General features: G+C 40.3%; 15 protein-coding genes, 1 tRNA gene and 1 rRNA gene. 11 read left to right on the top strand and 6 right to left on the bottom strand.

The window, feature by feature from the left end:
• Positions 1 to 20: 20 nt before the first annotated feature.
• The 11 genes from tuf (at position 21) to mutL (ending at position 8,112) form a co-directional block, all read left to right on the top strand.
• A complete protein-coding gene (gene tuf / locus ACIQZ2_RS10990; RefSeq protein WP_395768898.1) occupies positions 21 to 1,208 on the top strand; it encodes an elongation factor Tu in 1,188 nt (395 codons plus the stop codon).
• An 82-nt stretch (positions 1,209 to 1,290) separates the two neighbouring features.
• Positions 1,291 to 2,031 carry an NIPSNAP family protein gene (locus tag ACIQZ2_RS10985; RefSeq protein WP_395768897.1) on the top strand — a complete coding sequence of 247 codons (741 nt, stop codon included), beginning with the start codon at positions 1,291 to 1,293 and terminating at the stop codon, positions 2,029 to 2,031.
• A 64-nt stretch (positions 2,032 to 2,095) separates the two neighbouring features.
• Positions 2,096 to 2,166: transfer RNA gene (locus tag ACIQZ2_RS10980), tRNA-Trp, on the top strand.
• Positions 2,167 to 2,201: 35 nt separating this feature from the next.
• Positions 2,202 to 2,393, top strand: a complete 192-nt coding sequence (gene secE / locus ACIQZ2_RS10975; RefSeq protein WP_395768896.1) for a preprotein translocase subunit SecE — start codon at positions 2,202 to 2,204, stop codon at positions 2,391 to 2,393.
• A 34-nt stretch (positions 2,394 to 2,427) separates the two neighbouring features.
• Positions 2,428 to 3,024: a transcription termination/antitermination protein NusG gene (gene nusG, locus ACIQZ2_RS10970; protein WP_395768895.1), complete on the top strand. Its 597-nt coding sequence runs from the start codon at positions 2,428 to 2,430 to the stop codon at positions 3,022 to 3,024.
• Between the two features lie 68 nt (positions 3,025 to 3,092).
• The gene (locus ACIQZ2_RS10965) at positions 3,093 to 3,809 is read left to right on the top strand and encodes an FkbM family methyltransferase (protein WP_395768894.1); all 717 of its coding nucleotides are present in this window, start codon (positions 3,093 to 3,095) and stop codon (positions 3,807 to 3,809) included.
• Positions 3,810 to 4,030: 221 nt separating this feature from the next.
• Positions 4,031 to 4,468 (top strand): 50S ribosomal protein L11, encoded by a 438-nt coding sequence (gene rplK / locus ACIQZ2_RS10960; RefSeq protein WP_315577535.1) that lies wholly within the window; start codon positions 4,031 to 4,033, stop codon positions 4,466 to 4,468.
• A gap of 37 nt (positions 4,469 to 4,505) precedes the next feature.
• The gene (gene rplA / locus ACIQZ2_RS10955) at positions 4,506 to 5,204 is read left to right on the top strand and encodes a 50S ribosomal protein L1 (protein ID WP_395768893.1); all 699 of its coding nucleotides are present in this window, start codon (positions 4,506 to 4,508) and stop codon (positions 5,202 to 5,204) included.
• A gap of 2 nt (positions 5,205 to 5,206) precedes the next feature.
• Positions 5,207 to 5,740 carry a 50S ribosomal protein L10 gene (gene rplJ / locus ACIQZ2_RS10950; RefSeq protein WP_395768892.1) on the top strand — a complete coding sequence of 178 codons (534 nt, stop codon included), beginning with the start codon at positions 5,207 to 5,209 and terminating at the stop codon, positions 5,738 to 5,740.
• 68 nt (positions 5,741 to 5,808) lie between these two features.
• Complete coding sequence (gene rplL / locus ACIQZ2_RS10945; RefSeq protein ID WP_395768891.1) at positions 5,809 to 6,198, top strand: 50S ribosomal protein L7/L12; 390 nt, start codon at positions 5,809 to 5,811, stop codon at positions 6,196 to 6,198.
• Between the two features lie 78 nt (positions 6,199 to 6,276).
• Positions 6,277 to 8,112, top strand: a complete 1,836-nt coding sequence (gene mutL / locus ACIQZ2_RS10940; protein ID WP_395768890.1) for a DNA mismatch repair endonuclease MutL — start codon at positions 6,277 to 6,279, stop codon at positions 8,110 to 8,112.
• Here mutL and proC read toward each other — a convergent pair.
• From proC to rrf, 6 genes are all read right to left on the bottom strand, one after another.
• Positions 8,101 to 8,901: a pyrroline-5-carboxylate reductase gene (proC, locus tag ACIQZ2_RS10935; protein WP_395768889.1), complete on the bottom strand. Its 801-nt coding sequence runs from the start codon at positions 8,899 to 8,901 to the stop codon at positions 8,101 to 8,103. The genes mutL and proC overlap by 12 nt on opposite strands.
• 1 nt (position 8,902) lies before the next feature.
• Complete coding sequence (locus ACIQZ2_RS10930) at positions 8,903 to 10,015, bottom strand: peroxiredoxin family protein (protein ID WP_395768888.1); 1,113 nt, start codon at positions 10,013 to 10,015, stop codon at positions 8,903 to 8,905.
• The gene (gatB, locus tag ACIQZ2_RS10925; RefSeq protein ID WP_395768887.1) at positions 10,016 to 11,476 is read right to left on the bottom strand and encodes an Asp-tRNA(Asn)/Glu-tRNA(Gln) amidotransferase subunit GatB; all 1,461 of its coding nucleotides are present in this window, start codon (positions 11,474 to 11,476) and stop codon (positions 10,016 to 10,018) included. It lies immediately after the preceding gene.
• Positions 11,477 to 11,543: 67 nt separating this feature from the next.
• Positions 11,544 to 11,945 carry a MerC domain-containing protein gene (locus tag ACIQZ2_RS10920; RefSeq protein ID WP_395768886.1) on the bottom strand — a complete coding sequence of 134 codons (402 nt, stop codon included), beginning with the start codon at positions 11,943 to 11,945 and terminating at the stop codon, positions 11,544 to 11,546.
• Between the two features lie 8 nt (positions 11,946 to 11,953).
• On the bottom strand, positions 11,954 to 12,496 hold the full coding sequence (locus tag ACIQZ2_RS10915; RefSeq protein ID WP_395768885.1) for a hypothetical protein: 543 nt from the start codon (positions 12,494 to 12,496) through the stop codon (positions 11,954 to 11,956).
• Between the two features lie 345 nt (positions 12,497 to 12,841).
• Positions 12,842 to 12,936: ribosomal RNA gene (rrf, locus tag ACIQZ2_RS10910) — 5S ribosomal RNA — on the bottom strand; the annotation flags it as partial.

The raw sequence follows: 12,936 nt of genomic DNA, 5'->3' as shown, positions 1-12,936 counted from the left end.
TAATTAAGAACTAAATAATCATGGCAAAAGAGAATTTTGACCGAAGTAAACCCCACGTTAACATTGGTACAATTGGCCACGTTGACCACGGTAAAACAACTTTAACAGCTGCTATCACTAAAGTTCTTTCTGAAAAAGGTCTTGCTGAGAAGAAAGATTTCTCTTCCATTGACTCTGCTCCAGAAGAAAAAGAGCGTGGTATCACGATTAACACGGCTCACGTTGAATATTCAACTGCTGCGCGTCACTATGCACACGTTGACTGTCCAGGTCACGCGGATTACGTGAAGAACATGGTAACGGGTGCTGCACAAATGGATGGTGCTATCTTAGTAGTTGCTGCTACAGATGGTCCAATGCCACAAACTCGTGAGCACATCCTTTTGGCTCGCCAAGTAGGTGTACCTCAATTGGTCGTTTTCATGAACAAAGTGGACATGGTAGACGATCCAGAATTATTAGAATTAGTTGAAATGGAGATCCGTGAGCTTCTTTCATTCTACGAATTCGATGGTGATAACATTCCAGTAATCCAAGGATCTGCTTTAGGTGGATTGAACGGAGATGCTAAGTGGGTAGCTACGATCGATGCGTTAATGGAGGCAGTTGATTCTTGGATTCCACTTCCAAAGCGTGATGTTGATAAGGCTTTCTTGATGCCAGTTGAAGACGTATTCTCGATCACAGGTCGTGGTACAGTAGCAACAGGTAAGATTGAGACAGGTGTTATTAACTCAGGTGAGGCAGTTGATATCTTAGGTATGGGAGCTGAAAACTTGAAATCAGTAGTAACTGGTGTTGAGATGTTCCGTAAGATCTTGGATCGTGGTGAAGCTGGTGATAACGTAGGTTTATTGTTACGTGGTATTGAGAAAACTGATATCCGTCGTGGTATGGTAATCTGTAAGCCAGGTTCAGTTAAGCCTCACACGAAGTTTAAGGCTGAGGTTTATATCTTGTCAAAAGAAGAGGGTGGACGTCACACGCCATTCTTTAACAAATACCGTCCACAATTCTACTTCCGTACGACAGACGTAACAGGTGAAATTACATTACCTGCAGGAGTTGAAATGTGTATGCCTGGTGATAACTTAACAATTGATGTTACGTTATTGAATGCAGTAGCTATGGATAAAGGTTTACGTTTCGCGATTCGTGAAGGTGGCCGTACAGTAGGTGCTGGTCAGGTGACTGAAATCTTAGACTAATTTTTAATTAGCCTATACGGAAAAGAGCGGTCTGAGACCGCTCTTTTTTTTGTATACTTGTTGGCGTAAAAGGAACACTAAAATGAAAAAATTACTCTTATTCCTTCTCTTGTGCAGCTTTACAGTTTCAGCGCAAGAATATTATGAAATCAGAAGCTACCAGATGAAGTTCAAAGGGAACACGGCACTTTTAGAATCCTATCTTTCCAAAGCCTTAATTCCAGCATTAAATTCTTATGGTGTTTCGAAAGTGGGCGTATTCAAAGATTACGGAAAACCAGAGCCAGGTATTGTTGTGGTAGCCATCCCATTCCCTTCGCTTGCCTCTTACGCCGGCTACAAAGAGGCCTTGGAAAAAAATGCAGCTTATCAGGAAACGGCAAAAGCATATTTCGATAATGTCGGAATGGATAAGCCGATGTTTGAAAAGATCTCTACCTATCTCGCCAAAGGCTTTGCAGGGCATCCTTCACTCAAATTACCGGTTACCAATCCGGGACGTATCTACGAATGGAGAACATACGAAGCATATAACGAGGATGCCTTAAAACGTAAAATTGCGATGTTCAATGACGAAGAATTGAAGATATTCGATAACGTGGGATTACACAATGTATTCTTCGGCGAGGTGTTAGCTGGTGAAAATACGCCTTGCTTGAGCTATATGGTTTCCTTCGAAAGCATGGCTGAGCGCGATGCCAACTGGGCAAAATTTCAACAAAACCCCGATTGGAAGCGTATCTCGTCAGATGCAAAATATGCCAACAGCCATTCGCGTACGGTTCGTAGGTTTTTGGAGCCAACCGCATACTCGCAGTGGTAAAATGCATTAAAACAAAGAGGGATTTGTTAATTAGGTTTTTTTATCTAAATTTGCAATCCTTTCTACGGGCATAGTATAATGGTAGTATGCAGGTCTCCAAAACCTTTGGTCAGGGTTCGAATCCTTGTGCCCGTGCAACGAAATAAACAAACACCGATAATCGGTAAATTATGAGCAGTTTTACATCATTGATTAAGGACTCTTGGGTAGAAGTAACAGAAAATGTTACCTGGCCTAAATTCACGGACTTGCAGTCAAGTTCTATTTTAGTTTTAGTTGCCTCATTGATTTTTGCCTTATTGGTAGGAGTCGTAGATTTGGCGTTTAAATCTGGATTGGATTTATTCTATAGTTCATTTTAATCAGGGGCAACCCAATCCTTAAAAAGCAATTTCCATGGCAGAAACTAAATGGTACGTTTTGAGAGCCATCTCAGGGCAGGAAAAAAAGGTAAAGACCTATATGGAAAATGAGCTTGCACGCCAAGGTGTGTCAGATTCTGTTCCACAAATACTTATTCCTACAGAAAAAATTTACGAAATCCGTAAGGGCAAGAAAGTCATTCGTGAGAAGAACTTATTTCCCGGATACATCATGGTCGAAGCTGATTTAGCTGGCGAGGTTAGCCACATTTTAACTTCCACTCCAGGAGTTATTGGATTCTTACAGGCTAATAATGAAGAGATTGAAGTAACAAAGGTTGAAGGCGGAAAAGTAAAAAAGACCAAAGTGACGGTTAAGAAACCTGTTCCGATGAGCCAAAGTGAAGTAAATCGTATTCTAGGAAAAGTAGATGAGGCAGCAGCGGTAGAAGAATATGCATCAATAAGCTTTATCAAAGGCGAGACAGTTCGCGTAATTGATGGGCCATTTGCTTCATTCGAAGGAACGGTTGAAGAGATTCACGAAAACAGCAAGAAATTATCTGTTATGGTTAAGATCTTTGGACGTAATACACCATTGGAGTTAAACTACTCACAGGTAGAAAAATAAGATCACATATTGATTTACTACAAAACCCTGGATTCCAGGGTTTTTTTTTAATAAACCAAGTAAATAGCATGATCAGTCGAATTAAACTAATTACTTATTTAATCGAGCTAAACGAAGCTATCCTTTTTTATCCCAAGCTTAAACGCTTTTACAAAAAAGCTTTACCCCAAAATCCGACAATATTTGACGTAGGGGCCAATAAAGGGCAATCGGCTGATTTCTTTTTAGCCATTCGGCCTACCGCCCAAATTACCTCTTTTGAACCTAACCCGAGTTTGTTTCAATTTTTGACAACTAAATACCAAGGCGTAAAAAATATGACCTTAGTAAATAAAGGCGTTTCAAATGCTAAACAAATTCTGACCTTTTATATCAATAAACTGGATTTGACCTCATCATTTGAGCCGCTAAACCCCGATAGTAAATATTTAGCAAAGAAAGCGCAAGTTATGGGCGTAAAGCCGTCGGAAATAATCAGTGAAAGTATTGAAATCGAGACGATATCGCTACGTGAATTTATTGAAGATAAGCACATCAAGCATATCGACTTGTTAAAAATTGATACAGAGGGCCACGAATTGAAATGTTTGACTGGTTTATTCCCTTTGAAAACTTGTCAGATCGATCGGATTCAAATAGAAAATCATCAAGATGATATGTATAAAACCCTTGATAGTTTTGAATCGATTCAAACTTTATTGCAGGAGAATGGCTACCAGGTAGAGGTAACCATCAAGCATGGTTTCGGCGAGTTTTATGAGATGATATTTCAAAAATCTCACTAGTTTCTCGTTTTATCAGAAATTCTTTTTGTATTGTAAATATTTTCCCCTAATTTTGCAGTCCGTTTAAAAAGCGGCATTGGGTCATTTGAAAATTTCAAAGGCACAATGGGCTGGAATGTATTGTTACACAGGAAAGTCACCCGGAGGGGATTCAGATAAGGAAGCTTCCACCCTTATTGGCAGAAAAACCTCTAATTTCACTAAATAAACGATGTTTTAACATGGCAAAAGAAATAGCTGGTTACGTTAAGCTTCAATGCAAAGGTGGCCAAGCCAATCCTTCACCACCCATCGGTCCTGCATTAGGTTCGAAAGGATTAAATATCATGGAGTTCTGCAAGCAATTTAATGCACGTACTCAAGATAAAAATGGCGTAGTATTGCCAGTCCTTATTACTTATTACGCAGACAAATCGTTTGATTTCGTTGTAAAAACTCCTCCAGCGCCAATTTTGTTATTGGATGCTGCGAAAGTTAAGTCAGGTTCTGCACAACCAAACTTGAAAAAAGTTGGTTCTGTAACTTGGGATCAAGTGCGCGTAATTGCGGAAACGAAGATGCCAGATTTGAACTGTTTTACAATCGAAGCAGCAATGAGTATGATTGCTGGAACGGCAAGATCAATGGGTATTACTGTTTCTGGTGATAAACCGTTCTGATTTAATCATCAGAAATAAACATTTTAATTAAAAGGTAATGGCAAAACTTACGAAGAAAAAAAAGGAAGCCCTATCAAAATATGATGCTACACAAGCGTATACGCTTGATCAAGCAGCTGCATTATTGAAGGAAATTTCCTATACAAAATTCGATGCCTCTGTGGACATTGATGTTCGCTTAGGCGTAGACCCCCGCAAAGCGGACCAGATGGTTCGTGGTGTGGTTGCCCTACCTCATGGAACTGGTAAAGACGTACGTGTACTCGTATTGTGTTCTCCAGATAAAGTAGAGGAAGCAAAAGCAGCCGGTGCTGATCACGTAGGATTGGATGATTACATTGCAAAAATCGAGAGCGGTTGGACCGATATCGACGTAATCATTACCATGCCAACTGTGATGGCAAAATTAGGCCGTTTGGGACGTGTGTTAGGACCTCGCGGTCTGATGCCTAATCCAAAGTCTGGTACAGTAACTTTGGAAGTAGGAAAAGCAGTAAACGAAGTGAAAGCAGGTAAAATCGACTTTAAGGTTGACAAAACTGGTATCATCCATACCTCAATAGGTAAGGTTTCGTTTGATGCAAATAAAATTGCTGAAAATGCGCAAGAAGTTATCAACACGTTGTTGAAATTGAAGCCATCTTCTGCAAAAGGAACGTATGTTAAATCGATCAATATATCTTCGACAATGTCTCCGGGCATCATCATTGATAAAGGATCTATAGCTGGATTGTAATCATGACAAGAGAAGAAAAAAATCAGATTATTGATGAGTTGAGCGAAAAGTTCGCGGCAACTCCGTACTTCTACATTGCAAGTACAGCCGGTTTAACAGTAGCCGAAGCAACGGAATTTCGTCGTTTGTGTTTCGCGAAGGGTTTGGAGTACAAAATCTTCAAAAACACATTAATTTCGAAAGCCTTAGCGAAAACAGGCAACGATTATACTCCATTTGATGCTGAAGTCTTGACTGGCATGTCAGGTGTTATCTTCTCTCCAGAAGATGCTAAAGTACCTGCTAAGTTGATCAAAGAATTCAAAAAAGCAGCTGGAAAAGATAAAATCACATTCAAAGGTGCATCCATTGAAGGCGGCTTATACATTGGTGAAGATCAATTATCAGCGCTAGAAAACATCAAGTCGAAAAACGAGATGATTGGAGAAGTTATTGGCTTATTACAATCGCCTGCTAAAAACCTTGTTTCTGCATTACTTAGCGGAGAGAAGAAATTGGCTGGCCTTGTTAAGACTTTGGCTGAGCGTCCAGAATAATTTTAACATGTTTAATCGGAGCATAGCTCCAACAAATAATTAATTCTTAACAATTAAATTTTCAAACAATGGCAGATTTAAAAGCGTTCGCTGAGCAATTAGTGAACTTAACTGTAAAAGAAGTAAATGAATTAGCTACTATCCTTAAGGATGAGTACGGTATCGAACCAGCTGCTGCTGGTGCTGTTATGGTTGCAGGTCCTGCAGCTGGTGGCGCTGGAGCTGATGGTGGCGAGGCTGCTGAAAAATCATCTTTCGATGTAGTATTGAAATCAGCTGGTCCTAACAAATTAGCAATCGTTAAATTAGTTAAAGACTTAACTGGTTTAGGCTTGAAAGAAGCTAAAGACTTAGTAGATGCTGCTCCAAAAGCAGTTAAAGAAGGCGTAGCGAAAGACGAGGCTGAAGGTTTGAAAAAATCTTTAGAAGAAGCTGGTGCTGAAGTTGAATTGAAATAATTCAATTACCTGATTTTAAAAAAAGGGAATGGCAACATTCCCTTTTTTTTGGTTTATTTGAAATCTGAAATACATTACATGCGCGACATTATCCAATTACTTCCCGATGCCATAGCCAATCAAATTGCGGCAGGAGAAGTCGTGCAGCGTCCTGCATCCGTCGTCAAAGAACTCATGGAGAATGCGATTGATGCGGGAGCATTATCCATCCAACTGATTATCAAAGATGCTGGGAAAGGAATTGTTCAAGTCCTAGATGACGGCTGTGGCATGTCAGAAACCGATGCCCGCATGTGTTTCGAACGACACGCAACTTCCAAAATTCGTAAAGCCGAGGACCTATTCCGTATCACTACCATGGGATTTCGAGGTGAAGCCATGGCATCCATCGCCTCCGTTTCGCAGGTAGAACTCAAAACTAAACGTGCAGATGACGAACTAGGAACCTACATCAAAATCGATGGATCTGTTTTAAAAACGCAAGAAAGTATACAAGCACCCAAAGGAACTTCAATCGCCGTAAAAAATCTTTTTTACAACATTCCTGCACGCAGAAACTTTCTCAAATCAAACCCCGTTGAAATCCGGCATATTTTAGACGAATTCCAACGCATTGCTTTGGCACATCCCGAGATTAAATTCTCATTTATCCAAAATGACCAAGAAACCTATTCCCTCGCTCCTGAAAAATTAGGGAAAAGAATCGTAGATCTTTTTGGCAAAACGTATCGCGAACAACTAGCTGCCTGCGAGGAAAATACGAGCTATTTGTCCATGAAAGGATATGTTGGAAAACCTGAACATGCTAAAAAAACACGAGGTGAGCAATTCTTCTTTGTGAATGGTCGCTTCATCAAAAATGCCTACCTAAACCATGCTGTGATGAGTGCCTACGAGCGCTTATTGCCTGATGGCGCTTTCCCCTTCTATGTGTTGTTTTTAAGCATCGATCCGGCGCACATTGACATCAATGTTCACCCAACGAAAACGGAGATCAAATTTGAAGACGAAAGATCTATTTATGCTATTATTCAATCGGCAGTTCGTAAAACGTTGAGTATACATAACCTCATTCCCTCATTGGACTTCGACAGCAATGTGAATTTTCAAAATCCAACCAACGGATTGCCACGTCAAGAACCCCATTCTACTTACAGTGAAACCAACTATAAACCTAAACCAGTCCAAGACGCCTGGCAAAAATTATATGAAGGTTTGCAGAACAACATAGACGCCTTTGAACAACAAGCATCCCAAGGTCAAGCTGCACTGTTTCCCTCTGCCATGAACGAAGCTAAAACCGTTCAAAGCAAGGCCAATGAAAGGCAGGACCTACAGTCGGCACAAACCAACTTTCAGTCCATTCAAGTGTTGAATAAATTTATCGCAGTCGGTATTTCCAGTGGATTATTACTAATAGACCAAAAGCGCGCATATCAACGTGTTCTTTATGATCAATTTATGGATAATCTTCAACGAAAGAATGGTGCGTCTCAACAACTACTTTTTCCCCAAGCATGGGATATAAATGCGGGAGATCAGATACTACTCGGTGAAATTTCGAGCGAAATCAATGATTTAGGATTCCGTTTGCAAACCCGTTCAAACGGCCAACTGGAAATTGTTGGCGTTCCTTCAGAAATAGGAGATGAAGATGGTCAAGCATTATTGGAAGGGATTTTAGAGCAACTTAAACATGCATCGACCGATTTAAACGCGCACCGTGCAGAGAAAATTGCACAAACCATGGCCAATCGCTTTGCTGCCCGCTACCATCAAAAAAGATTAAATGAGATGGAGGTTAATGCGCTAATCGAGCAACTATTTGCGAGTTCGAATCCAAATTCATCGCCGAACGGAGAAGCTATTAGCCAGGTACTAAACGAAGAGGCTTTCCTTCAATTACTTCGCTAATTCAACCGCACGATCACGAGCTGCAAAAATACCTTTTTGTAGGCCTTCGCCTACTTGCTTCTCAGCAAATGTATGCAAAGCGGCTTCCGTAGTTCCTCCTCTAGAAGCGACAGCCTGAATTAATTCATCCAACGATTTATCGCTCGTTTGCATCAAATGGTAAGAGCCCAACATTGTTTGTTTAACTAATAATGCCGACATGGCAGGATCAAATCCCATGCTTACTCCTGCATCAATCATGGATTTAATTAAATAAAAGAAATATGCAGGGCCACTACCACTTAACCCAGTAACTGCATCAATCAGAGCCTCATCTTCTAGGAAAACAGCACGACCCGTTGAATTAATCAAATTCTCTACCTTCCGAATATCGGCAAGACCTACAGTTGGCGCAGCAGCAAAAGCCGTCATACCCATTCCGAGTAAAGCCGGTGTATTTGGCATCGCACGAACGATTAATTCATGATGTAACGAGGCTTGTATTTTAGCAATCGGAATCCCAGCCATAATGGAAAGAACAATTTGGTTTGGCTGCAATAAATTTGCCAAATCGCCGGCAACACTGGGGTAATCTTGTGGTTTTACGGATAGAATAACCAAGTCTACAGATGAGATTTTGTCTGAGATAGTATCTACAACCACCCCAGCCTTTTGCTCCTGTAAAACAGTCCCTCTTTCTTGATTTTTTTCAATCAATAAAAGATTCTCTTTCTGAACTAAGTTGTATTGTATAAATGAATTGGCAAATGCCATTCCCATATTTCCACATCCAATGATTGCAATTTTCATACTATTTGTTTGAAAAAAGGGTTGCTAAAAATTGATTTAATGAATCACCTCGAAGGCCTTTGGCGATAACTTTACCTTGTGGGTCCAACAAAAAAGTCATCGGAATCGATGAAACTTGATAGGCTTGAGCGGCCGCAGAATTCCAATATTGTAAATCTGAGACGTGTGGCCATGTTAACTTATCTTTGGCAATGGCGTTTTTCCAAGCTGATTCTTCTTGGTCAAGGCTCACACCAAAAATCTCGAATCCCTTATCTTTAAAAGCTGCATAGGTCTTGATGACATTTGGATTTTCACGTCGACAAGGTCCGCACCAACTTGCCCAAAAATCAATCAACACATATTTACCACGTAAGTCGGATAAGCGCATGATAGGGCCTTCAGGGGTAGGCAAGGCGATTTCTGGAGCCTCGGACCCTATAGAAACCCCTTTTAACCGCCTCAGATTCTCCAAAAATGGTTTTACTTGTGGGTGATTGGGTCTAGCGATTCGGAAGCGCTCCCCCATTTCCTCTAATAAGGCAAGCTCTTTATCAGCAGGCAAGAAATTAGTTGCCCATAGTGCCACTAAATGTGTCCCCATCGCGGGAATTAATGCCTTAATTTTAGCAAACTGTTCTTGTTGGGCCACCTCAAATGCAGCCTGTATTCTTGCTTGCTCGCCAGGTTTATCCTGTAACTCTTTGGTCCAAGTTGCTACTTTGGCTTGTAAGTTATTGGACAAGGCAAACAGTTGATTCATGAAAACTATATTGGGCGAATCTCCTTGAATTTGAAATGTCCCTGCTTTCTCAGGCGTATTAATACCTTCCGCTTGAATAAACACCTTTTCTCCCCCTTCCAATATTACCAATACCTTTTGTGGATTAGGCACATCGAAAAAACTTACCAAATAGAAGCCCCCCTGATCTAGTACTTTGCCTTTAAAAACTACTTGCTTCTGAGAGTTGGGCAATAAAGAGTCCAATTTAACCGCTTGCCCACGAGCATTAATCCACTCGAGGTAGATTTTTTTTTGGGGAACAACTTGATTTGAACGTACGGTTAATTCGAAATCCTGGGCATTCCCTAGGTATGTCAAAAAAACGCCTAAAAAAGCAAGCAATTGTTTCATTTATTTGTGGTTTTCAAGGGCTAGATTTACAAGTTGGTTAACCCGTTTAGGGTCGGCGGTTCCTTTGGAACGCTTCATTACCTCACCTACAAAAAGAGCTAAAAGCCCCTTTTTCCCTTGGTGATACTCTTTAATTTTATCTGGAAATGCCGCCAGCGCTGCTTCTACAAAAATAGGAAGTTCATCGCTAACATCCTGATTTAACCACCCCTGCTCAGAAACAATTTGGTTAGGACTCTTGGTAGGGGATTCCAAGCAAAGTACAAACAGTTTATGTACTGCCAAATTATGTGTGATGGTACCTTTTTCTACCAATTCCACGATTTCGGCCAATTGCCTTGCTTGAATTTCAAATTCAGTAATTGTGAGGCCTTTGTCGTTTAAATGAGATTTTATTGGACCCATAAGCCAATTGGCAACGGCCTTGTGTGCATGCGTGTGCGAGGCAACTTCTTCAAAATACAACGCCATTTCACGTGTTTCTGCTAAGAAATGAGCATCATAAGTTGGCAAGTTGTATTGTTCGATAAATTTACGTTCCTGCTCCCAGGGCAACGTTGGCATCATAGCCTTAATGTCAGACAGCCATTGATCAGAAATTTCCAACGGAGCCAAATCGGGCTCAGGAAAATACCGATAGTCATTCATGGTTTCTTTAACCCGCATACTATGCGTTTTTCCAGTATGCGCATCAAAGGTCCGGGTTTCTTGAATAAGTTTCTCTCCTTTCAATAAAGCTTCTTCTTGACGGCGACACTCGTATTCGATAGCCCGTTGAATATTCCGTAAAGAATTCATGTTTTTGATTTCAACTTTGGTACCTAATGTAAAAGCACCTTTGGGGCGCAGTGAAATATTGACATCGGCGCGCAGCGAACCTTCTTCCATATTTCCATCACAAATACCCAAGTATCGAACCAGTTTTCGCACTTCAGATACCATCGCAAAAGCTTCCTCGGCGGAGCGAATGGCAGGTTCTGTAACCATTTCAATTAAGGGTGTTCCTGCCCGATTATAATCAATGAAACTAAAGGGATTATCCCCTTCATGTAAAGATTTTCCGGCATCCTCCTCTAAATGAATATGGTGAAAAGGAAGAACTTTTACACCATCAGCAAGATGTACTTGTATAGATCCTCCCATGCAAATAGGCGTTTTGTCCTGCGTAATTTGATATCCTTTAGGAAGATCCGGGTAAAAATAATTCTTCCGATCAAAATTTTGCCAGCGTGTAATCTCACAACCCAAAGCAAAACCCATCTTAATGGCAAATTCTACAGCTTTTAAATTCAGATGGGGCAGTGTACCAGGGTGACCAAGGGTAATTGGTGAAATAAGGGTATTGGCATCTTGACCAAAGCGAACGGGATCACCGGCAAAAATTTTGGAATCCGTTTGTAGCTGGGCATGAATTTCAAGACCAATTACCGGTTCGTAGATCGAAGATTGAAAAGTACTCACAAATGTGCTGGCTTATACAAAATAAAAGTAGGTAAAGATACAAAAAAGCTAAACGAAAAAGCCCCTCTTAGGCTTTCATTTTACACGTACAAGCAGATTTATGTTGGTAATTTACCCAATAAGCATAGGCAACAGAACAGCCTAGCAATACACCAAAAACCCAATTAAATGATTGATTCTCAATGAAAACCTCAAGTATTTTGAAAAATAGGGCGAGAGCTAAAAAGTATAGCGGTTTTAGTCGCTGGTGTTTTTGATAATCCGAAATTAAAATATAAGCCGCTAGGCCAAAACTAGATGCCACAAGAAGCCACTCAATATTGGCTGAAAAAGCAAAACTTCCAAGAACGTAAGGAGCAAAAAAAACGATAAAAGGCATCGCCAAACAATGAATAGCACAGGCGAAAGATAGGAATAAACCTAGCTTCTCCATGAGTATTAATTGTTTGGCTTGCTTTAATTTAGACATTTAATTAATTATTGAACTGATAATGGAAATGAAACATCAACGTCGGTAGAGCCTATTGACTCAGAGCCATTTTTGACAGCTTTACCGTTAACTGGCGGTTGGTGTTTTAGAATAACATTAAAATTGCCATTTCCTGGAGTAGTTTGTGATTTAATTTGCGATAAAAGTCCGACAGGTAGTCCTTTCTTATCTAAGTCTTTAATCGTTACATTAACAAGACCAGCCGGAGTAGATTTAAACACAAACAAGTGAACATCAGCCTCTTCTTCAATTTCTTTTGAAATATCAAAAACCGGATTTTTTGTTTCATCTAGTAATGAAATCGTTAATTCATACGTTGCATTCTTATCCAGTACTATTGGATCAACAGAATCCATAACGCCATCACCTTGTTTATCTCGCCAAAAATAAGACTTAATAGCGCCTGTTGAGGACTTGAAGGATAACTTAACCGTGGTAATCAATTCATTATCATCATGGGGGTGTAAATGCTCATCTGAGCAACCAACCGAAATGAATAAAATCGATAAAAGAATAAATACGTGTTTCATGATAACATAGTTTAATTGTATAATGGAGTACAAAATAAACATAATACAAAGATGCAACAATGTTGCAAATTAAACAAGTAGATAAACGGGCGAATTTAGCAGATGAAAAAGTAGATAGCCGATTAAGAGGCAAGAATTAAGAGCTAAGATTGAAGAGTTAAACTGGCTCCTGATTTCCCTTCGGACTGCGGACTGATTTCCCTTCGGGCTTAATAATAGTTCAGACTTAAGAATTAAGAGCTAAGAGTGAAGAGTTAAACTGGCTCCTGATTCCCTTCGGACTTGCGACTGACGACTGTTATGCAAAAAAAAACCGCTCTCCTAGGAGGCGGTCTTTCTATAATAACTTGGAGCTTACTTACTTTCCCGGGTTTGATCCCAGTATCATCAGCGGTGCGGGGCTTAACTTCTCTGTTCGAGATGGGAAGAGGTGAACACCC

Source organism: Aquirufa sp. (genome assembly GCF_044342065.1).
In the GTDB taxonomy this organism is placed as follows: Bacteria; Bacteroidota; Bacteroidia; order Cytophagales; family Spirosomataceae; genus Aquirufa.
Note: the sequence above shows the minus strand (reverse complement) of the source record. Positions and strands in the feature narration are given on the sequence as shown.